This window comes from Rhizobium sp. F40D2, from assembly GCF_051810745.2.
Taxonomy (GTDB): Bacteria; Pseudomonadota; Alphaproteobacteria; order Rhizobiales; family Rhizobiaceae; genus Rhizobium.
In genome coordinates this window covers 4,386,200-4,407,983 of sequence record NZ_CM131436.1, presented here as the reverse complement: position 1 = coordinate 4,407,983, position 21,784 = coordinate 4,386,200, and the positions used below count along the sequence as shown (strand labels likewise).

Sequence of the window (21,784 nt, the reverse complement as noted above, 5' to 3'; positions counted from 1 at the left end):
TCCGTCGGAAACTAAACAGCCGGGCTCACAAAGCCCGGCTGTTTTTGCTTGTTCAGAGCAGAGGGCCGAACCTTCGCTATGTGACGGCGGCACTGAGCCTGACAATGCGGTATCTGTATAGAATCCGTGCAAACGGCTAAGATTGTGAGGGACAGCTGAATTGCACGAAATCATTCAAGCCCGCTCCCGTGTGCAGGTCCGTCGTCTCGCCGCTGTGCTCCTCGTCATCCTCCTCGGACTGACGCTCAGGCGCTTCGGCTACGCGATCGATCTGCCCTTCATCGTCGTCAAATATGGCGGGTCGGCGCTCTGGGGGCGATGGTCTATCTGCTCCTGGCGCTCCTTGTCGCAAGTTCAAGACCGGCAATCATTGCCGTCATTGCGCTGTTCCTGGCGATCGCAGTGGAGTTGTTCCGGCTCTATCATACGCCCTGGCTCGACGCATTTCGGCTGACGACCGCAGGCGCGCTGCTGCTCGGCCGCGTCTTTTCGCTCTGGAATATGCTGGCCTACGCAATCGGGATCGCCGCGGCCTGCGCCTGCGATCCCGCCCGTCGGACGGCGGTTGGTCCTCGCCGATAGGTCTACGGTCTCACGAAGCCGACGCCATAGCGCGATTGCGTGTCCGCCCCTGGCCTTTTTTCCGGCTGCGGACGATCGGCCGCCAGGAGCGATAGAGGATGAGGGCGATGATCAGCCCGACATAGATATATTGCTCGAGGTCGAGGATCTTGGTCGAGAGCGCGAAATGCAGTGCTCCACAGGCGGCGATGATGGTGACGAGGCGGTGCAGCCAGATCCAGCTCTTGCCGAGGCGGCGAATCGAGAAATTGTTGGATGTCACCGCCAGGGGAATAAGCATGGCAAGCCCGGCCATGCCGAACATGATGAAGGGGCGCTTCAGCACGTCGTTGACGACGGCGTGGATATCCATCGCCTGGTCGAGCACCATGTAGACGGTGAAATGCATCAGCGCGTAATAGAATGTCAGCAAGCCCAGCGCACGGCGATAGCGCAGATAATTCCAGCCGAGGAGTTCGCGGGCAGGGGAGACGGCAAGGGTTGCGATCAGGAAGCGGATCGTCCAGATACCGAGGAAGAGTTCGAAGGTCTTGACCGGATCGGCGCCGAGCTGATCGGTCGCGCCGAGATAGAAGGTCCAGGCGGCAGGCATGAAGCCTGCGACATAAAGCAGCCAGACGGAAGCGGGCTGCCACCGCTTCGGGATGGCGAGCGACAATTCCGCCATCAGAAATTCGCCTTCAGATCCATGCCTGCATAAAGGCCCGCGACCTCGTCGGCATAGCCATTGAAGGGCAGGGTGGGGTGACGGCTCGCGCCGAAGAAGCCGCTTTCGCCGATGCGCCGCTCGCTCGCCTGGCTCCAGCGCGGATGGTCGACTTCAGGATTGACGTTGGCGTAAAAGCCGTATTCCTGCGGATTGGTCACCTGCCAGGTGTTCTTCGGCTGCTGGTCGGTGAGCGTGATCCTGACGATCGACTTGATGCCCTTGAAGCCGTATTTCCACGGCACGACGAGGCGGATCGGCGCGCCGTTCTGGTTCGGCAGCGTCTCGCCATAAAGCCCAACGGCAAGCAGCGTCAGCGGATGACGCGCTTCGTCCAGTCGTAAACCCTCGACATAGGGCCAGTCGAGCGACTGGAAGAAGCCCTTCTGCCCCGGCATTTCCTCCGGCCGCACGATGGTTTCGAAGGCGACATATTTGGCGCTTCCGAGCGGCTCCACCTTGTCGAGCAGCGATGCCAGCGGAAAGCCGTCCCACGGGATGACCATCGACCAGGCTTCGACGCAGCGCATGCGGTAGGTGCGCTCCTCGATCGGGAATTCCTTGATCAGCGCCTCGAGGTCGAAGGTGCCAGGTTTGTTGACCATGCCGTCGACCTTGATCGTCCACGGCAGCGGCTTGAAATCGCCGGAATTCGCCGCCGGATCGCCCTTGTCGAGGCCGAATTCATAGAAATTGTTGTAGGTCGTGACGTCCTTGATCGGCGTCGGCTTCTCGTCGACCTTGTATTTGCTCTCGACGGCGGAGAGCGCAGCCGCACTCGCTGTGCCGGCGCCATAGAGCGCCATGGCGCCGAGTGCTGCAGCACCGAGGAATTCACGGCGGCGCAGATAGAGCTGGTGCGGCGTGATCTCCGACGACGCGATCTTCGGTGGGCGATAGCTGGGCATGTCGAAAACCTCCAGGGCGGGTTTCCTCAATATAGTTCCTAAACGAACCGCCCGCATATTCGGATTAGTGTCTATGCCTTGAATATCACCGACGGGAAGCCAATTTTTTGTGTTCGGCTGTGATGGAATAGGCTGTAACCGCATCGCGCGCCGAACCGTATATCACCAATGGCGCTCAAGGCGCTTCTCCAGGCAGCGTACCGGATTTGGCCTTGCCGGTAGTGACAGCCCCCGCCGATTGGATTAGGACAATTCCAAACAGCAGCGTTGCCCGGCCGCAGGCTCAATGCCGCCCCGCTTCGCCTGATGATCTCCGACACGTCGAGGAAGATACCGATGCCAGCCTACCGTTCCAGAACCACGACTCACGGCCGAAACATGGCAGGCGCGCGCGGCCTTTGGCGCGCCACGGGCATGAAGGATTCGGATTTCGGCAAGCCGATTATCGCGGTGGTGAATTCTTTCACTCAGTTCGTGCCCGGCCACGTGCACCTGAAGGACCTTGGCCAGCTCGTTGCCCGCGAAATCGAGGCGGCCGGCGGTGTAGCCAAGGAATTCAACACGATCGCCGTCGACGACGGCATCGCCATGGGTCATGACGGCATGCTCTATTCGCTGCCATCGCGCGAACTCATCGCCGACAGCGTCGAATACATGGTCAATGCCCATTGCGCCGACGCCATGGTCTGCATCTCCAACTGCGACAAGATCACCCCCGGCATGCTGATGGCGTCGCTGCGCCTCAATATCCCGACCGTCTTCGTCTCGGGCGGCCCGATGGAAGCGGGCAAGGTCGTGCTGCACGGCAAGACGCATGCGCTGGATCTCGTGGATGCCATGGTCGCCGCAGCCGATGAAAAGATCAGCGACGAGGACGTTCAGACCATCGAGCGCTCGGCCTGTCCGACCTGCGGCTCCTGCTCCGGCATGTTTACCGCCAATTCGATGAACTGCCTGACCGAGGCGCTCGGCCTGTCGCTGCCCGGCAACGGCTCGACGCTTGCAACCCACGCCGACCGCAAGCGCCTCTTCGTCGAGGCCGGCCATCTGATCGTCGATCTCGCCCGCCGTTATTACGAGCAGGACGATATCAAGGCGCTGCCGCGCACCATCGCCTCCAAGCAGGCCTTCGAGAATGCCATGGCGCTCGATATCGCCATGGGCGGCTCCACCAATACGGTCCTGCACATCCTTGCCGCCGCCCATGAAGGCGAGATCGATTTCACCATGGCAGATATCGACGCGCTCTCGCGCCGGGTGCCCTGCCTGTCAAAGGTCGCGCCCGCCAAGAGCGATGTTCATATGGAAGACGTGCACCGCGCCGGCGGCATCATGTCGATTCTCGGAGAGCTCGATAAGGGCGGTCTCTTGAACCGCAATTGCCCGACAGTGCATGCCGAGACGCTGGGCGATGCGATCGACCGCTGGGATATCACCCGCACCACCAGCGAAACCGTCCGCAACTTCTATCGTGCCGCACCCGGCGGCATCCCGACCCAGGTCGCCTTCAGCCAGGAGGCCCGCTGGGACGAACTCGACACCGACCGCCAGAACGGCGTCATCCGCTCGGTCGAACATCCTTTCTCCAAGGATGGTGGTCTTGCCGTGCTCAAGGGCAATCTCGCGGTCGACGGATGCATCGTCAAGACGGCCGGCGTCGATGAATCGATCCTGAAGTTTTCCGGCCCGGCCCGCGTCTTCGAAAGCCAGGATGCCTCCGTCAAGGCAATCCTCGCCAACGAGGTGAAGGCCGGCGATGTCGTCGTCATCCGCTACGAAGGCCCGAAGGGTGGCCCCGGCATGCAGGAAATGCTCTATCCGACGAGCTATCTGAAATCGAAAGGCCTCGGCAAGGCCTGCGCGTTGATCACCGACGGACGCTTCTCCGGCGGCACCTCCGGCCTCTCGATCGGCCACGCCTCACCGGAAGCGGCCAATGGCGGTACGATCGGCCTGGTGCGCGAAGGCGACATGATCGACATCGACATCCCGAACCGCACGATCAGCCTGCGCGTCGACGAGGCCGAACTCGCCGCCCGCCGCGCCGATCAGGACGCCAAGGGCTGGCATCCCACAGAAGTGCGCAAGCGCAACGTCACTACGGCGCTGAAGGCCTATGCCGCCTTCGCGACGAGCGCCGACCGCGGCGCCGTGCGGGATCTGAACGCTCGCTAACGCGCGTCAATCGATAGTCTTTTCGACCGGTCGCTTTCAAAGCGGCCGGTTGATGTTTTTATAGGTTTCGCCGAGCTGCTTCAGCCGCTCATCATAGGCAGCCTTGATACAGACGGCATCCGTCGCGCATTCCTGCCGTTTCTTCAGCCAGGCGGTCTGCTCGTCCTGCAATGTCCCGCGCGCGCCCATCGCCAGCAGACCGGAGAGCAAGTCGAAGGTCGTCACCATCTTCACGTCGGCATCGTTGAGCGCGCGGTTGTCGCAGATCGTCTTTTCGTCCGGTTTCAATTCCTTCGCGTCGCAGTCGAAGCTTGCCGCCTGCGCCATATCCGATGCGAAGATCGAAATCGCAAAACCAAAACCCATCATCATCGCTCTTGCCGTCATCATTCCTGTTCCTGTTGCTGCCGGTCAAACCAGTTTGCGCAATGCCAGAGCCAGGAAGATGATGCAGGCAAGCCAGACGGCAAGGATGAAGATCAGTCCCGCCCGGCCGGAGGGGTGCTCGATGCGTCTTGCTGCCTCGTCGCGAAGCGCGCTCATCACCTCGGCCGGGATAAGCCGCGTCGCCAGCAGGATGCCGAGCGGCACGATGAGGAGATCGTCGAGATAACCGAGCACGGGAATGAAATCGGGGATCAGATCGATGGGCGACAGCGCATAGGCCGCAACGGCGCCGGCGACCGCTTTCGCATGCCAGGGCACGCGCGGGTCCCGGGCGGCAAGCCACAGGGCGACGATGTCACGCTTCAGTGACTTCGCCCAGATTTTGGCTTTGGATATCAGTTGCATGGCCAAATTTTCTGAATCGGATTCGTAAAGGCTTCAAGCGCGGTCTCGTGGGGTTGTCTCTGCCTTATTCTTCCATGCTTCCGCCCTCTTTCCTTTCTAGCGTCGGGCCGCAGAACAGGATGATTTTAGGCCGGTTCGGCCTAAAATCTGAATCCTGTTCGCAACTAAATAGTTAGAGCATGATGTCGTCCGAAAACCGCTCACACTTTTCGGGATCATGCTCTAAAACGTTGCTCAAGAGGATTCAAAAGGGATAATCATGCAAGGCCTGTTCAAACACGCCTCCGTTTCGCTGCTCGCTCTGACGCTCCTTCTGCCGGCTGCCGCTTACGCGCAGACGGCAAAGACGGTGCCCGAGAGCCAGATGCAGATGCAGCTCTCCTTCGCACCGCTCGTCAAACAGACATCGGGCGCCGTCGTCAATGTCTATGCGGAAAAGACCGTCCGGCGGCAGTCGCCCTTTGCCGGCGACCCCTTCTTCGAGCAGTTTTTCGGTCAGCAGATGCCGAACCGTTCGGAGAAGCAGTCATCGCTCGGCTCCGGCGTCATCGTCGAGGCGAACGGCACCGTCGTGACTAACAATCATGTCGTCGAAGGCGCCGACGATATCAAGGTGGCGCTGCCGGATGGACGCGAGTTCCCCTGCAAAGTGGTGCTGCGGGACGATCGTGTCGACCTTGCCGTACTGAAGATCGACACCAAGGAAAGTTTTCCGACTTTGCCGATCGGCAATTCCGATGCCGTTGAGGTCGGCGATCTCGTGCTGGCAATCGGCAACCCCTTCGGCGTCGGCCAGACTGTGACGAGCGGCATTGTCTCCGCACTTGCCCGCAACCAGGTTGTCAAGAACGAGTTCGGCTTCTTCATCCAGACCGACGCCTCGATCAATCCCGGCAATTCCGGCGGCGCCTTGATGAACATGAAGGGTGAACTGATCGGCATCAACACGGCGATCTTCTCGCGCGGCGGCGGCTCGAACGGTATCGGCTTTGCCATCCCCGCCAATCTGGTCAAGGTCTTCCTCGCTTCGGCCGATGCCGGCGTCAAATCCTTCGAGCGGCCCTATGTCGGCGCGAGTTTCGATGCGGTGACCTCGGAAGTCGCCGAAGCGCTTGGACTGAACAAGGCGCGCGGCGCGCTGGTCGTCAAGGTTTCGGAAGGCGGCCCGGCCGCCAAGGCCGGGCTGAAGGCCGGTGAAATCGTCACCGCCGTCGACGGTATTTCGGTCGAGCATCCGGATGCGCTGCTTTACCGGCTGACGACGGCCGGTCTCGGAAAGTCGGTCAAGCTCACCGTCGTCGAGAACGGCCGCGAGGAGCAGCTGCCGCTGACGCTCGATCGCGCCCCGGAAACCTCGCCGCGTGACCAGCGCACCATCGGCGGGCGTACACCCTTCAGCGGCGCTGTCGTCGAGAACCTTTCGCCGCGGGTCGCCGACGAGCTGCGCATGCCGCCGGAATCGGCAGGCGTCGTCGTATCCGAGGTGAAGGAGGATTCGCCTGCCGCCCGTCTTGGTTTCGAGCCGAAGGATATCATCGTCTCGATCAACGGCACCGACGTGAAATCGACCAGCGAGCTGTCCCAAATCGCCGATAGCGACCCCGGCCTCTGGCGGGTGGAAATCGAGCGCGACGGCCAGCGCATCCGGCAGTTCTTCCGATGAGCAATGACCTCTTCGCGCCGCGTGTTCCGGAGGAGGTTGCCGCCAGGCGGCCGCTTGCCGACCGGCTGCGGCCGAAGACGCTTGCCGATGTCACCGGTCAGGAACATCTGACCGGTGACGACGGCGTGCTGAAAGGGATGATCGAAAGCGGTTCGCTCGGCTCGATGATCTTCTGGGGCCCGCCCGGCACCGGCAAGACCACGGTGGCGCGGCTGCTGTCGGGCGAGGCGGGGTTGGCTTTCGAGCAGATTTCAGCGATCTTTTCCGGTGTCGCCGATCTGAAGAAGGTGTTCGAAACGGCCCGCCTGCGCCGCATGGACGGCCGTCAGACACTGCTCTTCGTCGACGAGATCCACCGTTTCAACCGCGCCCAGCAGGACAGTTTCCTGCCGGTTATGGAGGACGGCACCGTCATCCTCGTCGGCGCCACCACCGAAAACCCGTCCTTCGAACTCAATGCCGCTCTGCTGTCGCGCGCCCGGGTGCTGACCTTCAAGTCGCATGACGAGGAGAGCCTGGAGGAATTGCTGAAGCGCGCCGAGACGATCGAGCAGAAGCCGCTGCCGTTGACCGAGGAAGCGCGTCTCAGCCTGATCCGCATGGCCGACGGCGACGGACGCGCGGTGCTGACGCTTGCCGAAGAGGTGTGGCGGGCCGCCCGCGAGGGCGAGAGTTTCGACACTGAAGGCCTGACGCGGATCGTCCAGCGCCGCGCTCCGGTCTACGACAAGGCGCAGGACGGCCATTACAATCTGATCTCGGCGCTGCACAAATCCGTGCGCGGCTCGGATCCCGATGCCGCGCTCTATTATCTCGCCCGCATGTTCGATGCCGGCGAGGATCCGCTTTATCTCGGCCGGCGGTTGGTGCGCATGGCGGTGGAGGATATCGGCCTTGCCGATCCGCAGGCGCTGGTGATCTGCAACGCTGCCAAGGATGCTTATGAGTATCTCGGCTCTCCGGAAGGCGAACTGGCGTTGGCGCAGGCCTGCGTCTATCTCGCCACCGCGCCGAAATCGAATGCCGTCTACACCGCCTTCAAGGCGGCAAGCCAGGCCGCCAAGCAGAACGGTTCGCTGCTGCCGCCCAAGCATATCCTCAACGCGCCGACCAAGCTGATGAAGGGCGAAGGCTACGGCGAGGGCTACCGCTACGATCACGATGAACCGGACGCCTTTTCCGGCCAGGATTATTTCCCGGAGAAGATGGGCCGCCAGACCTTCTACGATCCGCCGGAGCGCGGCTTCGAACGCGATATCCGCAAGCGGCTGGAATGGTGGGAAAAACTTCGCCGGGAGCGCAATCCGCGCTGAACCTTCAAGACGCGCGCGGCGCCTTCTGATTTGGCGGCGCGGCGATCACCTTGACGGACGATTCCGCCAGCCCGTGATGGCCTTCCATATCGACGACGATATGCCAGTGGCCGCTTTCCGGAACGGCGATTTTGATCGGCGATTTGCGCGCGACGCCGCCGATATATTTGAAATCGAGAACCTCGGTGAACCGCTGGAAATTCGGCGCCGTCATCAGGCGGACATTGTTCACCGCATTCAACGACACCTCGACGATCGTTCCGGCGCGTTGTTCCTTAAGATCGTAATGGGTGAAGCGGAAGCTTGGTTTCGGCATCGGTCTCGTTGTGTCTGACGTCTCTGCGACGCGATTTTACCAGCATGCCGGTTAAGGAAAAGTTGGAAATCGGTCTCAACGCCCGATCGGAGAAATTTCGAAGAGTAGTGTCGGGAAAGCCTGGCCGTCGCCGTCCTTGCGGTATCGATGCAAAAACGGAGCAAGGACATGTCGAAGATGAGGCTGATTTCGATGATCGCAACCGCTGCCGCATTCCTGGCCGCGGCCGACATGGCGGGCGCCGGCGGTGCGCCGGCGAGCGGGGATAAGGCGGTCGCGCCGATCGTCAAAAAGGGAAACGTACCGGTCAACGGTATCGACTATTATTACGAAATCCGCGGGGAGGGCGAACCGCTGCTGCTGTTGCACGGCGGCCTCGGGCAGATCGAGATGTTCGCGCCGGTCATGCCTGTTTTCGCCGACCACCGGCAGGTGATCGCGGTCGATCTGCAGGGCCATGGCCGCACGCCGCTCGGCAATCGACCGATCGACCTTGCGGCAATCGGCGCCGATCTCGCGATCCTGGTGAAGCAGCTCGGTTACGACAAGCTCGACGTCTTCGGTTATTCCTTCGGCGGCGGGGTGGCGCTGAACATGGCGGCGAACGCGCCCGACCAGGTGCGCCGGCTGGTGATCCTCTCGGCGCCCTATGCGCAGAACGGCTTCTTCCCGGAGATGCTGCCGCAGCAGGCGGCCGTCGGCGCCGGCATGGCCGAGATGATGAAGGACACGCCGATGTTCCTCTCCTATAAGGCGGTGGCGCCCGACGTATCCGAATTTCCGAAGCTGCTCGATGCCATGGGTGCGCTGATGCGCGAGCCCAAGGATTATAGCGATGCCGTCGCCAGGCTGATCATGCCGGTCATGCTGATCTATGGCGACGCCGATATGATCCGTCCCGAACATATGATCGACTTCTATCACAAGCTCGGCGGCGGCCTGCGCGATGCGGGCTGGATGCGGGAGAACATGTCCAGGAACCGGCTGGCGATCCTGCCCGATCTCACCCACTACGAGACCTTCGCTTCGCCGCTCATGGCGAATATGGCGATGACTTTCCTCGATGGCGGCGGCAAGGCGCCGAACTGGGCCGAGCAAGTCGGCAAATGAAGTGAGGCGGCCGCCGGATTTCTCCCGGCCGCACTTTTCTCGCAATCAGCTGCCGCGTCGGTTTTCCCGATCCAGCTGCGTCACTAACGCCAGGATCGTCTCCGATACCGGTGTCGGTACCGCAGTCAAGCGTCCAAGCGCCACCAGCATGCCGACGAGCGGTGTGATTTCGAGCGCCTTGCCGCCGAGCAGGTCCTGCAGCATCGATGTCCGAACGCCGCCAATATGGCGCGATTGTTCGAGTCGCTGCTCGACCGTCATGGCGAAATGCGCGCCGAGGGCATCGCCGACATCATGCACTTCCCTCATGACCTTGCTCACCATGTCCATGAGCGCCGGATCCGCCAAAATGGCTGTCATCAGCGCCCGTGTCAGAGCGCTGATCGGATTGAAGGCGGCATTGCCCATCAACTTGCTCCAGATCTCGCTCCGGATATCGGAAGTCATCGTAATGCTGAGGTCGACGCCGGTCAGCACCGCTGCTATGGCCTCCAGATCGGCAGAGATCTCGCCGGAGGGCTCGCCGACCACGAAGCGGCCCTTGTGGGAAAGCTGGATCTCGCCCGGGTTGACCACTTCCGCGCCTTGATAGGCGACGCAGCCGATGACCCGCTTCGGTCCGATCAGCCGCCAGAGCCGGCCGCCGGGGTCGAGTTCGTCGAACTGCAGCTCAGCATGCTCGCTCCTGGTATCGCGATGGAAATACCACCATGGAATGCCGTTGAGGATCATCACGACGCGGGTGCCCTGCTTGAGGAGGCCAGCGATTCCCTCGGCGGCCGGCGCCAGTTGATGACCCTTGAGGCCGGTAATGACGAGATCCTGCGGCGGCAACGTCCCGGGATCGTCGGTTGCGGTCAGATGAACGTTGAGCGGCGTTTCCGCATCGGCTTCGCGCAGGCTGAGGCCATTGCTGCGGATGGCTTCAACATGTGCTCCGCGCGCGACGACGGAAACAGTGATGTCGTCATCGGCCCGGCTTGCGAGTTTGGCGGCGATGGCACCGCCGAGTGCACCGGCGCCGTAGATACAAATGGACTTGATGGACATGCACTGCCTCTCCACGGTTAGGATCAGACCTAAATCTAGGCCAACCCCGAGGCGAGGCGAATGCCAATTTGACGCGACACGCATTTTCCTGTCGTCACGGTGTGCCGCCGCCACATCCCGAAAGGGAGGAGCGGCGGCTTTGGTTTTTGACCTTTAGGCCACAGGTATTCACTCAAGGAAATCCGTAGACAACGCGAGTTCGCGCCAGATGGCCAGTTCCTTTTCAACGCTGGCATGCTGCGCTTCGATCATCGCCACGGTGTCGCTGCCGAACGGCATGCGCAACGGCGGGTCGGCGGAATTGACCATTGTCATGATGCCGGCGGCGAGCTTGGCGGGGTTGCCGGGCTGGGCATGATTGGCGTCGGCTGCGAAATTGCGCATGTTGCCGGCCGGCGTGCCTTCGTAATCGGCGATCGAGGCCGGGCTTACCGCCAGCGAGGTATCGGCGAGAAAGTCGGTGCGGAAGAAGCCGGGCTCGACGATCGTCACCTTGATGCCGAAGGGTTCGAGTTCGGCGGCCATCGATTCCGACAGGCCTTCGACGGCGAATTTGGTCGAGCCGTAGACGCCCCAGCCGGGATAGCCGAAGTAACCGCCGATCGAGGAGAAGTTCAGGATATGGCCGGAGCGCTGGCGCCGCATATAGGGCAGCACGGCGCGCGTCACCTTCAGAAGCCCGAAGATATTCGTCGCATAGAGCTTTTCGATCTCTTCGGCCGTGGCCTCCTCGACGGCGCCGAGCAGGCCGTAGCCGGCATTGTTGGCGAGTATGTCGATGCGGCCGAAGCGAGCGACGCCGGCAGCCGCAGCGTCTTTTGCCTGGGCCTCGTTGGTGACGTCGAGTGCGACGGCGAGGAGGTTCGGATGATCGCCGAACTGCTCGGTGACGGTCTTCGGGTTGCGGGCGGTGGCGATGACGGCATCGCCAGCGGCAAGGGCTTCCTTGGTCATCAGCGCGCCGAAGCCGCGGGATGCACCAGTGATGAACCAGACTTTCATGACGAATTCCTTTCGAGGACTATTTGGTTGTCTCGCCGTCGCATCTTTGTGCTGACGGGTTGAATTTGACCGAAAATCCGTTGATGTATAAGATTTGTTATTCTTAAAACTATGATGAGCAACATTCAGCAATGCGCGCCACCGAACTGTCTGAACTCGCGGCTTTTGCGGCCGTTGCCCGGCATAAGAGTTTTCGCAAGGCCGGCGAGGAGAGGGGTGTGACCGCCTCAGCGGTCAGCCATGCGGTGCTCAATCTCGAAGATCGGATCGGCATTCGCCTGCTCAACCGCACGACGCGCAGCGTTTCGCTGACCGAGGCCGGCGAACTGCTGATCTCGCATCTCGACCCGGCTTTCGGCGAGATGGCAGCAGCACTCGATGCGTTGAATCGATACCGCGACACGCCCTTCGGCAAGGTGAGGATCAACGTGCCGAATTCGATCGGCCCCTTCGTCATCGGCCGCGTCATCGCCCCGCTGCTCCAACGCAATCCCAATCTGCAGTTGGAGATCAACGCGACGGACAGGCTGGTCGATATCGTCGAGGAGGGCTTCGATGCCGGCATCCGCTTCGGCGAGCGCCTCACCGAGGGCATGATCGCGCTGCGCATCAAGCCGCGCATCCGCCTGGTCGTCGTCGGTTCGCCTGGCTATTTCGAGGTCCGGCCGAAGCCGGCGACGCCGCACGATCTCAAGCGCCATCTGTGCATTCAGAACATGTTTCCGTCAGGTGCACGTTATGCCTGGGAGTTCGAGAAGGATGGCCAGACGGTCAGCTTTCAGCCGACCGGACCTCTGTCGCTCGACGATCACGAACTGATGCTGCAGGCAGCGCTCGGCGGCGTCGGCCTTGCCTATATCTGGGAGCCGCGGGTGGAGAAGGCGATTGCCGCCGGCGAACTGATCCAGGTGCTCGACGACTGGTGCCAGCCGGAGGAGCCGCTCTATCTCTACTATCCGAGCCGACGCCACATGTCGGCGGGCTTCAGGGCGGTCATCGATGCTATGAGAGCCGAGTAAAAAAGCTCAGGATCTGCACCCTTCACCCTTTTGACTCCTGCGTGTGAACTGGCCAATGATGCTGCCATGGCCGCCATGGCCAGCATCATCGGGAGAGGTTGATGAACGGTCGGATTTTGCCAACTGTCAAACGAAGCGCATCAAAGCGGCTCGGCGGTCTGTTGCCCGCATTGGCCACGGTGATGCTGCTGGCCTCGGCGGCCGTCGGAAAGGACATTGGACCGCAAAGCCAGGCCTCGCGCGATCAGGTCGAAAAACTCGTCGGCCTCTGGAAGGATCATTTCACCGGCGCCGATGGCCTGCAGCAGCGGCGGACAGCCTTCCGGACGCTGATGGAAACGACGCCTGGGCCGACACGCATCCAGGTCCGGCAGGTCGATGCCGACGGCGTCGATGCAGAGCTGATGTGGCCCGCCCGCCTTCATCACCCGATCGGCCAAAGGGTGATTCTCTATATTCATGGTGGCGGCTTTTCCGGCGGCTCCATCCGCACGCACAGCTTGCTTGCCGGCTCGCTCGCCAAGGCCGCATCCAGCGACGTGCTTCTGATCGAGTATCGGCTGATGCCCGAATATACCTATCCCGCCCAGATCAATGACGCGCTGACGGCCTATCGCTGGCTTCTCGACAATGGCTATCGCGCCGAGAATGTCGTCGTGGCAGGAGACGGCGCCGGCGGCAATATCGCGCTGGAGACGGTGCTGCGGCAGAGGCAGGCGGCAAAGCCGCTGCCGGCGGCCGTCATTGCGCTCAGCCCCATCACCGATCTTGCCGCGACCGGCGGATCGATGACATCGAATGCCGATAGCGACCCGCTGGTGGGCAAGGTCTCGATCGAAACCTTGCGCAAGGCCTATCTCGGCAGCCGGTCGCCGAGCGATCCCCAGGCATCGCCGCTTTATGCCGACATGACCGGCTTTCCGCCGCTGCTGCTGCAGGTCGGCTCCGGCGAAGCGCTGCTGGACGATACGCTGCGGCTCGCCGACAAGGCACGTCAGGCGGGCGTGGACGTCACCACCGAGATCTGGCCGGGCATGCCGCATCAGTGGCAGCTGTTTCCGTCGCTGCTCGACGATGCCGATCGGTCGAGCCAGAATATCGCCGATTTTGCGATCCGGCATTTCGCAGACAAGCCGCAGGAGTAGGGGCCGCAAGGCAGAGGCCTTTCGTCCTTGCCGTCCGCATCATTGCGATGTGCCACGCGACGGTGACGGCGCCAGAGGCCGCTCGACCTCCCGGCCGACGCTGAGCGCCTTTCTGACATTCGGCTCCAGCCGCTCGATATAGGCGTGGTCGGGTGCGGCGCCCAGCGCATCCAGCATTTTCGAGAAGAAACACCGGGCCGCTGCCGCGGCCGTGACGTCGAAGACCTCGGCATCACTCAGCCCGTGTTTCTTCAGCCCGTCTATATCCTGCTGAGTGACCGACGTCGCGTCGCGCGCCACCTTGGCGGCAAAAGCCATGATTGCCCGTTCGCCGGCATCGATCGGGGCTTTCTCCGTCTCGTTGACGACGGCCGTCAGCCCGTCGCTGGTAAAACCCTCGCGCAGCAGCACCGAGCCGTGCGCCAGCATGCAATAGGAGGATTTCAGCTCCTTGGCAGCTGCCAGCGTCACCAGCTCATAGCGCCTGAGGCTCATATGTCCGCGAATGCTGGAAAGCAGCGCTGCCCAGTTCTCCATGACCTCCGGTCGGTGTCCGAAGGCGCGGTACATGTTCGGCAGATAACCATAATTCGCCTCGGCCGACGCATACATCGACGTCGTCTTCTCGCTGGCGGATGCATTGGGGGTGTGAATGAAAGCCATGGCATGGTCCTCCTCTATAGCGAGAAGGATAGGGTAGATATTGAGGACAGCAATCCTGAAACATCAGGCAGCGTCGCTGCTCTCAGAAGCGTTACCAGTTCGCTTGATCGGAAGGGTTACGGTGAACGTCGATCCGCACCCTCTTGCGCTTTGAACCTCTATCGAGCCGTGGTGCAGTTCGACGATCTGCTTCACCAGGTTGAGGCCGATGCCCGTCCCGGCAATTCCGGTCGACGTCCCGGCACGAAAATAGCGCTGGAACAGCCGGGGCACGTCTTCGGGATCGATTCCCACCCCGTCATCGCTGATCGAGACTTTGACGTTTCCCGTCTCCTCCCATGCCGTGACGCGAATTTCCGAGGTTCCGGGCGCGTATTTGACGGCATTGGACAGCAGGTTAGTAAAGACCTGCGCCAGAGTTCGGGGGTCGGCATCGATGAACGCCGGCAGGCTGTCAATCTCCAGCACAAAGCTGTGCGTCTTGGTGATCGTCGACTGCCGCTCGCAACAGGTTTTTATCAATGACCTTAAGGGGCAGGCCTCGTAGCTAATATCGATCTTGCCGGTATCAAGGCGGCCGGCCGACAGGATGCTCTCCATGAGATCGACGATCCGGGTCACCGATGCGCGGATCTGATCGACCTTGTCCTTGAGAAAGTCTGGCTCGACTGCCCCTCTTTTACGCATCAGACGCTGGGCAGCAGCGTCGATGATGGCCAGCGGGGTTCGGAATTCATGGGAGGCCATTGCCACGAACTGCCGCTGCAACTCGTTGATGTTCCGCTCCTGCGCAAGCATTCGCCCGAGTTCCCGCGCCTGGCGCTCGACCTCCGCCGTACGGCTCTGCACCGTCGATTCGAGCTGATCGTGATGCCGGCGCAGCTCTTCCGTCAGCCGCGCTGTTTCGGTGACGTCTTCGTGGGTGGCCACGTATCCACCGTTCTGCATCGGATTGTGGGTAATTTTGATAACGCGGCCATCGGCGAGCACGATATTCTGGCTGGCCACCGCACCGCGCGCCGCCGCTTCGACTACCACATCGAAATAGCGAGCGGTGTCGGCTGGGCCATTTCCTCGCGGCTGCGATAGGCCAGGATATTGACAAGTGGCGTCCCTGGTTGCGTCAGGAGATCCGGCAGATTGTACATCCGTGCGTAGGATGGGTTGCAAAGGATTAGGTTCTTTGCCGAATCGAACATGCACAGCCCATGTGGCATGTTGCTAAGGGCCGCGTCGAACCGGTGATGTTGCTCAGCCAGATTGTCTTCGACGCGGATCAGAGTCGAGATGTCCTCATAGCTGAGGATCAAGCCTCCCTCTCTTGATGGGGCGCAGGTCAATGAGACCATCCGTCCGTCGGAAAGCGCAAACTGAGACGTGTGCGGCCTGCCGGTCGCCGACTGCCGGCATGCGGCCGCGCGGCAACCGGCGGTGCCCGGCAGTCCGTCGATATTCATTCCTTTGCGGATGGCTCCAGCCGGCAGCCCGAGAATATCAAGCGTGCGGGAATTGAAGGCCGTCACCCTATTGGCAGGATCAAGGAGAACCATGCCCTGCGGCAGGTTCTCCAGAATGGATTCAAACGAGTGTGGCATCATCCGGCCCTGCTTCAGATCTGGCACGTTGCACGTATTCGTAGCATTCGTCAGAAACGATAAAGTTTCGCTAAAGCCTATCGGCGGGAGCTCATTGAGAGCAATTCAAGCAACCGTGCGCTGCGGTTTTGCATCACTTAGATGGCTTCGCCGGTCTCCCGATAGACAAGCCAGGCGATGTACATGGTTGCCGTCGTCAGCGCATTCCACCCGCCTTCGCTAGGCTTTCCTGCCGCCTCGGAAAGACGACGAAGCGTCCCGCGCTCCTCATCGCTGTAGACAAGATCGGAGAAATAACGGCCGGTCAGGCATCCGCCATCGCACCAGGCGCAGATTGCCGCCAAGGCGGCCTCGGCTTCAGCCGCGTCGGGTTCGGTGCGCCTGAATTGCGCCACCAGAGATGCGGCGGCTGTCAGGCGCTTTGACTGTTCGCGTGGTGGCAGAGCAGTCAGTTCGGCGCGCAATGTCATGTCTCGGTGATCCCCTCCGCTGATCGTGGCCGCATTGATTGTCTCGCCAACAAGGGGATGAGGCCCGAATCTTCCACGACTTTGCAGGCCGGAGGGAGTCCACACGCGCCTCTCAACCGTGACCGGAATTTAGATCGTTCCAATTTATTGATTGAGGTGTTGATGGCGAATAAAGCCGAATTCCTAATATAAATAAATAAATTCATAACGGATCCCCAAATTTCCCTTGACATAATTGGAACGTTCCAAATATTGATCCATCAATCGACGTCGTGGTCGGAGAGGGAAATGACAAAAGCGCGGGTGACCGTCATTGACATCGCAAAGGCCGCCGGCGTTTCCAAGTCGACGGTGTCGCTGGTGCTGCAGGGCTCCTCTCTGGTCAATGAGGGGACGCGCTCCAAGGTCAATGCCGTGATGCGCGAACTCGGCTATGTCTATAATCGCGGCGCAGCCAACCTTCGCCAAGCCGGTGCCAAATCGAAGATTATCGGCGTTGTTGTGAACGACCTGACGAACAGCTTCTTTGCCGAGCTGGCGGTCGGCGTCGATATGGTCGTCCAATCGGCCGGCTTCGTGCAGTTCCTGTCGAACACCGGCGAGAGCATCGACAGGCAGCGTGAGGTTGTCGCCTCGATGCGTGAGCACGGCATTTCCGGCCTCATCGTCTCGCCGGCCCGCGCCACCGATGCCGCCGACTTCAAGCCGCTCGTTGCGGCCGGGATTCCGGTCGTGGTCGTCGTTCGAAACCTGCCCGGCGCCAAAGTCTCGTCCATCGTCTCCGACAACCGGGCCGGCATGATGTCGGCCGTCAAGCATCTGGCCGGGCTCGGCCACAAGCGCATCGCCTTTCTCGGCGGCTTTCCCGACACCGCCGTCTTCGACGACAGGCTTGCCGGTTATCGAAGCGGCGTAGAGGCGGCCGGGCTCGACTATCACGAAGAACTCGTCATCTCATCGGCGCCGTCGCGGGCCGGCGGGGTGGAGGCGATCGGAAAGGCGATCGCGATCGGCCGGCGGCCGACAGCGGCCGTCTGCTTCAACGATGCCGTGGCCTTCGGCGTTTGCGACGGCTTGCGCGCGCGCCGCCTGGAGCCCGGCGCCGACTTCGCCGTGGTGGGGTTCGACGATGTGATCGAGGCTCAGGCGGCGGTACCGGCGCTGACGACTGTCTCGGTCGATCCGCAGGGCATCGGGCGCCGCGGCGCGCAGATGCTGCTCAAGCAGATCAGTGCCGGCAAGGCCGAAGCGGAGACGGTGACGACAGCCGTTCGGCTGGTTGTTCGCGAAAGCTGCGGCGCCGGCAAGACCGCGCCGGCAAAGGCCGGCAAGAGCGTAAAATCGAAACAGGACGCTGAGTAATGCATATGAAGAAGCATCTCACCCCAGCCGAAGCGGCCGCGCTCATCCCGGATGGCGCCGTCGTCACGGTATCGTCTTCGAGCGGTCTCGGTTGCCCGGACCTCATGCTGAAGGCGATTGGCGAGCGTTTCGAGGCGACCGGCCATCCCCGCGATCTCACCACCCTTCATCCGATCGCCGCCGGCGACATGAGCGGCATCAAGGGCGTCGATTACATCGCGAGGAAAGGCTTGCTCAAGTGCATCATCGGTGGCTCCTATCCGTCTGGGCCGTCATCGTCCGAGCCGCCGCTGATCTGGCAGATGATCACCAACAACGAGATCCCGGCCTATAACATTCCCTCCGGCATCCTGTTCGACATCCATCGCGAAGCCGCCGCCAAGCGGCCGGGCGTGCTGACCAAGGTCGGCGTCGACACCTTCGTCGACCCCCGGCGGCAGGGCTGCGCGATGAACGATCTGGCTTCGGAACAAAAGGTAGTCAAGCGCGTCAGCTTCGAAGGCGACGACTGGCTGTTCTTTCCCTCGATCGTCCCTCAGGTCGCCATCATTCGCGCCACCACTGCCGATGAGCGCGGCAACCTGACATACGAACATGAAGGCGCCTATCTCGGCGGCCTCGATCAGGCGCTCGCCGTACGCAACAATGGCGGCATCGTCATCGCCCAGGTCAAGCGGATCACCAAGGAAGGCTCGCTGAAACCGCATGACGTCCGGGTGCCGGGAATGCTGGTCGACTATGTGATTGTCGATCCCGATCAGAAGCAGACGACGCAGACGGCGTATGATCCGGCGATTTCGGGAGAGATCTTCCGCCCGCTCGATAGTTTTCACGTTCCGGAATTCAATGTTCAGAAGGTCATCGCCCGCCGCGTCGCGCAGGAGTTGCAGGCGGGAAGCTGCGTCAATCTCGGCTTCGGCATCTCGGCCAACGTGCCGCGCATTCTGCTGGAGGAGGGGCTCCACGGCGCCGTCACGTGGGTCATCGAGCAAGGCGCGGTCGGTGGGGTGCCACTGCTCGATTTCGCCTTCGGCTGCGCCTCCAATGCCGACGCCTATATGCCTTCCCCCTATCAGTTCACTTACTTTCAGGGCGCGGGCTTCGATGCATCGCTTCTTTCCTTCCTCGAAATCGGCAAGGACGGATCGGTCAACGTCTCCAAACTTTCCTTCCGGCCGCATGTGACGGCCGGCGCCGGCGGCTTCGTCGACATTACGGCGCGGGCAAAGAAGATCGTCTTTTCAGGCATGTTCAATGCCGGAGCCAAGCTTTCGATCGCAGACGGGGCTCTGCTCATTGAAAAAGAAGGCAAGCTCAAGAAGCTCGTCAATGAGGTCGAACACGTCACCTTCAGCGGTAGGCGGGCGATCGAGCAGGGGCAGGATATCGTCTATGTCACCGAGCGGTGCGTGATGAAACTGACGCCTGAAGGCATCGTGCTGACCGAGATCGCGCCGGGCATCGATCTTCAGTCCCAGATCCTCGATCAGTCCGAGTTTCCACTGATCGTCGCACCCGACCTGAAGGTCATGGATGCGGCACTCTTCGGTGAGTCCGGTATCGGCCTGTCGCTTCCAGCCAAAAGCGCACGGACGCTGGAGGGCACTTTCCATGGCTAGCGGAACAGTCAGGATCGATATCGACGGACATGTTGCGACCTTGACGATTTCTCGTCCGGAGAAGCTGAACGCGCTCGATCTCGATATGCTGAAAGCCTTGGCGGACGCCGCCGATACGGTGGAGGCAAACCCGGATGTGCGCGCTGCCGTTCTGACGGGTGAAGGAAAGGGCTTTTCCGCCGGGGGCGATATCAAGGCCTGGGGCGGAATGCTGCCTCAGGAGTTCGGCCATGCCTGGGTTCGGCACGGTCACCGGATCTTCGAACGGCTGGCGACGCTCCGGGTGCCGCTGATAGCGGCCCTGAACGGCCACGCCCTCGGAGGAGGGCTCGAACTGGCAGGCGTTGCCGACATTCGCCTCGCGGAGGAACACATCAAGATTGGCCTGCCGGAGACCGGCCTTGGCATGGTGCCGGGCTGGTCCGGCACCCAGCGTCTCGTGCGCCGGTTCGGCGCGCAGGCCGTCCGGCGCATGGCCTTGGGCGGCGAGATCTTCACCGCCGAGGCGGCGCGCCTTCTCGGCATCGTCGATGCCGTCGTTCCCTCGGGAAGCGCGCTCGCTGCCGCCCGGGATTATGCGCAGCGGATTGCCACAAGGGGGCCGGCTGCCATCGAGATCGCCAAGCTGATGATCGCATCGGCGAATGGCGAAGACAACGGAACCGCGGTCGAAGCCCTGGGCTCGATCCTCGCCGCCAAGACCGGCGATCTGAAAGAGGGCGTCGCATCGTTCAGCGAGAAGCGCCCGGCAACGTTCAAGGGAGAATGGTAATGACGGTCCTCGTCAACCCCACGGCGCTCAGCGACTACAAGGCGCGTGATTTCAAGATGCTGATCGACGGCAGATGGGAGGCCGGCGCCGCCGATCCGATCGAGCGTGTCGCACCGAGCCATGGGGTCGTGGTCAGCCGGTTCCCGACTGGCAGCAGGAATGATGCCGAGCGCGCCATTGCCGCTGCACGCAAGGCTTTCGACCAAGGGCCATGGCCGCGGATGACCGCGTCCGAACGGTCCGCCATCCTGCTCAAGGCTGCCGATCTGATCGCGGCGCGGGCCGAGGAGCTAGCATTTCTCGATGCCATCGAGGCCGGAAAACCGATCACCCAGGTGCGGGGTGAAATTGCCGGCTCGGTCGACATCTGGCGCTATGCGGCTGCCCTGGCGCGCGATCTCCATGGCGAGAGTTACAATACGCTCGGCGACGGCACGCTTGGCGTCGTCCTGCGCGAAGCGATCGGCGTGGTCTCGATCATCACGCCCTGGAACTTCCCGTTCCTGATCGTCGGCCAGAAGCTGCCCTTCGCGCTCGCCGCCGGCTGCACGGCCGTCGTCAAACCTTCGGAGCTGACCTCGGGATCGACGCTCGTGCTGGGAGAAATCCTCCAGCAGGCCGGCATTCCGGATGGCGTCGTCAACATTGTCACCGGTACGGGACCAGAGGTCGGCGCGATCATGACATCTAATCCCGATGTCGACATGGTCTCCTTCACCGGCTCGACCGGTGTCGGAAAACTGACCATGACGAATGCCGCGCAGACGCTGAAGAAGGTCTCGCTGGAACTCGGCGGCAAGAACCCGCAGATCGTCTTCCCGGATGCCGATCTCGACGCCTTCGTCGATGCCGCGGTCTTCGGCGCCTATTTCAATGCCGGCGAGTGCTGCAATGCCGGGTCGCGGCTGATCCTGCACAACTCGATCGCCTCCGATGTCGTCAACCGGATTGCCGAAATGTCGAAGGCAGTGAAGGTCGGCGATCCCCTTGATCCCTCGACGCAGGTCGGTGCGATCATCACGCCGCAGCATCTGGAGAAAATCTCAGGATATGTCGCCGGCGCGAGGAGCAGCGGCGCCCGCGTCGCCCATGGCGGCGAGACGCTCGACCTCGGCATGGGGCAGTTCATGGCGCCGACCATCCTCGAAGCGGTTACCCCCGATATGGCAGTGGCGCGCGAAGAAGTCTTTGGCCCGGTGCTGTCGGTCCTGACATTCGAAACATCGGCCGAAGCGATCAGCATCGCCAATTCCATCGACTATGGCCTGTCGGCCGGTGTCTGGAGCCGCGACTTCGACACCTGCCTGACGATCGGCCGGTCGGTGCGGGCGGGCACGGTCTGGATGAACACCTTCATGGACGGCGCCTCGGAGCTTCCCTTCGGCGGCTACAAGCAGAGCGGCCTCGGCCGCGAGCTCGGCCGCCATGCGGTGGAGGATTATACCGAGACCAAAACGCTCAACATGCATATCGGCAAACGTACCGGCTGGTGGATGCCGCAGACGGAAAAGCCGGCTTAGCC

General features: G+C 61.9%; 19 protein-coding genes and 2 pseudogenes. 11 read left to right on the top strand and 10 right to left on the bottom strand.

The genetic code is table 11. The features are described 5' to 3' along the window. Nucleotides 1-160 precede the first annotated feature (160 nt). Nucleotides 161-582: pseudogene (locus ACS4RS_RS21485) on the top strand (ribosomal maturation YjgA family protein). A gap of 10 nt (nt 583-592) precedes the next feature. Here ACS4RS_RS21485 and msrQ read toward each other — a convergent pair. Then, nucleotides 593-1,249: a protein-methionine-sulfoxide reductase heme-binding subunit MsrQ gene (gene msrQ / locus ACS4RS_RS21480; RefSeq protein WP_439009331.1), complete on the bottom strand. Its 657-nt coding sequence runs from the start codon at nt 1,247-1,249 to the stop codon at nt 593-595. Next, on the bottom strand, nt 1,249-2,196 hold the full coding sequence (msrP, locus tag ACS4RS_RS21475; RefSeq protein ID WP_439009332.1) for a protein-methionine-sulfoxide reductase catalytic subunit MsrP: 948 nt from the start codon (nt 2,194-2,196) through the stop codon (nt 1,249-1,251). The genes msrQ and msrP overlap by 1 nt, the downstream gene beginning before the upstream one ends. 336 nt (nt 2,197-2,532) lie before the next feature. On the opposite strand from msrP, the gene ilvD reads away from it, so the two are divergent. Next, a complete protein-coding gene (gene ilvD, locus ACS4RS_RS21470; RefSeq protein WP_439009333.1) occupies nt 2,533-4,371 on the top strand; it encodes a dihydroxy-acid dehydratase in 1,839 nt (612 codons plus the stop codon). 36 nt (nt 4,372-4,407) lie between these two features. On the opposite strand, the gene ACS4RS_RS21465 is transcribed toward ilvD, so the two are convergent. Together ACS4RS_RS21465 and ACS4RS_RS21460 are read right to left on the bottom strand one after the other, a co-directional pair. After that, a complete protein-coding gene (locus ACS4RS_RS21465; RefSeq protein ID WP_439009334.1) occupies nt 4,408-4,761 on the bottom strand; it encodes a lysozyme inhibitor LprI family protein in 354 nt (117 codons plus the stop codon). 21 nt (nt 4,762-4,782) lie between these two features. Then, on the bottom strand, nt 4,783-5,163 hold the full coding sequence (locus tag ACS4RS_RS21460) for a DUF1232 domain-containing protein (protein ID WP_439009335.1): 381 nt from the start codon (nt 5,161-5,163) through the stop codon (nt 4,783-4,785). Between the two features lie 259 nt (nt 5,164-5,422). Between ACS4RS_RS21460 and ACS4RS_RS21455 the strand changes: the two genes are divergently transcribed. After that, nucleotides 5,423-6,826 (top strand): DegQ family serine endoprotease, encoded by a 1,404-nt coding sequence (locus ACS4RS_RS21455; RefSeq protein WP_439009336.1) that lies wholly within the window; start codon nt 5,423-5,425, stop codon nt 6,824-6,826. Beyond that, a complete protein-coding gene (locus tag ACS4RS_RS21450) occupies nt 6,823-8,139 on the top strand; it encodes a replication-associated recombination protein A (RefSeq protein WP_449313814.1) in 1,317 nt (438 codons plus the stop codon). Before ACS4RS_RS21455 ends, ACS4RS_RS21450 begins: the two co-directional genes overlap by 4 nt. 4 nt (nt 8,140-8,143) lie before the next feature. Here the strand turns inward: ACS4RS_RS21450 and ACS4RS_RS21445 are convergent, their stop codons facing one another. Then, nucleotides 8,144-8,455, bottom strand: coding sequence for a DUF1883 domain-containing protein (locus ACS4RS_RS21445; RefSeq protein WP_012557376.1), 312 nt, complete (start codon nt 8,453-8,455; stop codon nt 8,144-8,146). A gap of 168 nt (nt 8,456-8,623) precedes the next feature. Here ACS4RS_RS21445 and ACS4RS_RS21440 point away from each other — a divergent pair, with 168 nt between their 5' ends. Then, nucleotides 8,624-9,565, top strand: a complete 942-nt coding sequence (locus tag ACS4RS_RS21440) for an alpha/beta fold hydrolase (RefSeq protein WP_439009338.1) — start codon at nt 8,624-8,626, stop codon at nt 9,563-9,565. A gap of 45 nt (nt 9,566-9,610) precedes the next feature. On the opposite strand, the gene ACS4RS_RS21435 is transcribed toward ACS4RS_RS21440, so the two are convergent. Continuing rightward, nucleotides 9,611-10,615 carry a 2-dehydropantoate 2-reductase gene (locus tag ACS4RS_RS21435; protein WP_439009339.1) on the bottom strand — a complete coding sequence of 335 codons (1,005 nt, stop codon included), beginning with the start codon at nt 10,613-10,615 and terminating at the stop codon, nt 9,611-9,613. Between the two features lie 168 nt (nt 10,616-10,783). Further along, nucleotides 10,784-11,617, bottom strand: coding sequence for an oxidoreductase (locus ACS4RS_RS21430; RefSeq protein WP_439009340.1), 834 nt, complete (start codon nt 11,615-11,617; stop codon nt 10,784-10,786). Between the two features lie 131 nt (nt 11,618-11,748). Between ACS4RS_RS21430 and ACS4RS_RS21425 the strand changes: the two genes are divergently transcribed. Together ACS4RS_RS21425 and ACS4RS_RS21420 are read left to right on the top strand one after the other, a co-directional pair. After that, complete coding sequence (locus ACS4RS_RS21425) at nt 11,749-12,636, top strand: LysR substrate-binding domain-containing protein (RefSeq protein WP_439009341.1); 888 nt, start codon at nt 11,749-11,751, stop codon at nt 12,634-12,636. A gap of 170 nt (nt 12,637-12,806) precedes the next feature. Continuing rightward, complete coding sequence (locus ACS4RS_RS21420; RefSeq protein WP_439011789.1) at nt 12,807-13,781, top strand: alpha/beta hydrolase fold domain-containing protein; 975 nt, start codon at nt 12,807-12,809, stop codon at nt 13,779-13,781. Nucleotides 13,782-13,820: 39 nt separating this feature from the next. On the opposite strand, the gene ACS4RS_RS21415 is transcribed toward ACS4RS_RS21420, so the two are convergent. The 3 genes and pseudogenes from ACS4RS_RS21415 to ACS4RS_RS21405 form a co-directional block, all read right to left on the bottom strand. Beyond that, nucleotides 13,821-14,444 carry a carboxymuconolactone decarboxylase family protein gene (locus ACS4RS_RS21415; protein ID WP_439009342.1) on the bottom strand — a complete coding sequence of 208 codons (624 nt, stop codon included), beginning with the start codon at nt 14,442-14,444 and terminating at the stop codon, nt 13,821-13,823. A 63-nt stretch (nt 14,445-14,507) separates the two neighbouring features. Continuing rightward, nucleotides 14,508-16,042: pseudogene (locus ACS4RS_RS21410) on the bottom strand (PAS-domain containing protein). A 134-nt stretch (nt 16,043-16,176) separates the two neighbouring features. After that, a complete protein-coding gene (locus tag ACS4RS_RS21405; protein ID WP_439009343.1) occupies nt 16,177-16,509 on the bottom strand; it encodes an Imm6 family immunity protein in 333 nt (110 codons plus the stop codon). A gap of 288 nt (nt 16,510-16,797) precedes the next feature. Here ACS4RS_RS21405 and ACS4RS_RS21400 point away from each other — a divergent pair, with 288 nt between their 5' ends. From ACS4RS_RS21400 to ACS4RS_RS21385, 4 genes are read left to right on the top strand one after another with little or no spacing between them, the layout of a single operon-like run. Next, a complete protein-coding gene (locus ACS4RS_RS21400) occupies nt 16,798-17,871 on the top strand; it encodes a LacI family DNA-binding transcriptional regulator (RefSeq protein ID WP_449313813.1) in 1,074 nt (357 codons plus the stop codon). Between the two features lie 5 nt (nt 17,872-17,876). After that, nucleotides 17,877-19,490, top strand: coding sequence for a CoA-transferase (locus ACS4RS_RS21395; protein WP_439011790.1), 1,614 nt, complete (start codon nt 17,877-17,879; stop codon nt 19,488-19,490). After that, nucleotides 19,483-20,262 (top strand): enoyl-CoA hydratase-related protein, encoded by a 780-nt coding sequence (locus tag ACS4RS_RS21390; RefSeq protein WP_439009344.1) that lies wholly within the window; start codon nt 19,483-19,485, stop codon nt 20,260-20,262. Before ACS4RS_RS21395 ends, ACS4RS_RS21390 begins: the two co-directional genes overlap by 8 nt. Next, nucleotides 20,262-21,782, top strand: coding sequence for an aldehyde dehydrogenase family protein (locus ACS4RS_RS21385; RefSeq protein ID WP_439009345.1), 1,521 nt, complete (start codon nt 20,262-20,264; stop codon nt 21,780-21,782). Before ACS4RS_RS21390 ends, ACS4RS_RS21385 begins: the two co-directional genes overlap by 1 nt. The last annotated feature ends 2 nt before the right edge of the window (nt 21,783-21,784 follow it).

Excerpts from the sequence above, each read along its gene's own strand:
- msrQ (WP_439009331.1), bottom strand. The coding sequence starts at position 1,249 with ATGGCGGAATTGTCGCTCGCCATCCCGAAGCGGTGGCAGCCCGCTTCC.
- msrP (WP_439009332.1), bottom strand. The coding sequence starts at position 2,196 with ATGCCCAGCTATCGCCCACCGAAGATCGCGTCGTCGGAGATCACGCCG.
- ilvD (WP_439009333.1), top strand. The coding sequence starts at position 2,533 with ATGCCAGCCTACCGTTCCAGAACCACGACTCACGGCCGAAACATGGCA.
- ACS4RS_RS21465 (WP_439009334.1), bottom strand. The coding sequence starts at position 4,761 with ATGATGACGGCAAGAGCGATGATGATGGGTTTTGGTTTTGCGATTTCG.
- ACS4RS_RS21460 (WP_439009335.1), bottom strand. The coding sequence starts at position 5,163 with ATGCAACTGATATCCAAAGCCAAAATCTGGGCGAAGTCACTGAAGCGT.
- ACS4RS_RS21455 (WP_439009336.1), top strand. The coding sequence starts at position 5,423 with ATGCAAGGCCTGTTCAAACACGCCTCCGTTTCGCTGCTCGCTCTGACG.
- ACS4RS_RS21450 (WP_449313814.1), top strand. The coding sequence starts at position 6,823 with ATGAGCAATGACCTCTTCGCGCCGCGTGTTCCGGAGGAGGTTGCCGCC.
- ACS4RS_RS21445 (WP_012557376.1), bottom strand. The coding sequence starts at position 8,455 with ATGCCGAAACCAAGCTTCCGCTTCACCCATTACGATCTTAAGGAACAA.
- ACS4RS_RS21440 (WP_439009338.1), top strand. The coding sequence starts at position 8,624 with ATGTCGAAGATGAGGCTGATTTCGATGATCGCAACCGCTGCCGCATTC.
- ACS4RS_RS21435 (WP_439009339.1), bottom strand. The coding sequence starts at position 10,615 with ATGTCCATCAAGTCCATTTGTATCTACGGCGCCGGTGCACTCGGCGGT.
- ACS4RS_RS21430 (WP_439009340.1), bottom strand. The coding sequence starts at position 11,617 with ATGAAAGTCTGGTTCATCACTGGTGCATCCCGCGGCTTCGGCGCGCTG.
- ACS4RS_RS21425 (WP_439009341.1), top strand. The coding sequence starts at position 11,749 with ATGCGCGCCACCGAACTGTCTGAACTCGCGGCTTTTGCGGCCGTTGCC.
- ACS4RS_RS21415 (WP_439009342.1), bottom strand. The coding sequence starts at position 14,444 with ATGGCTTTCATTCACACCCCCAATGCATCCGCCAGCGAGAAGACGACG.
- ACS4RS_RS21405 (WP_439009343.1), bottom strand. The coding sequence starts at position 16,509 with ATGACATTGCGCGCCGAACTGACTGCTCTGCCACCACGCGAACAGTCA.
- ACS4RS_RS21400 (WP_449313813.1), top strand. The coding sequence starts at position 16,798 with ATGACAAAAGCGCGGGTGACCGTCATTGACATCGCAAAGGCCGCCGGC.
- ACS4RS_RS21395 (WP_439011790.1), top strand. The coding sequence starts at position 17,877 with ATGAAGAAGCATCTCACCCCAGCCGAAGCGGCCGCGCTCATCCCGGAT.
- ACS4RS_RS21390 (WP_439009344.1), top strand. The coding sequence starts at position 19,483 with ATGGCTAGCGGAACAGTCAGGATCGATATCGACGGACATGTTGCGACC.
- ACS4RS_RS21385 (WP_439009345.1), top strand. The coding sequence starts at position 20,262 with ATGACGGTCCTCGTCAACCCCACGGCGCTCAGCGACTACAAGGCGCGT.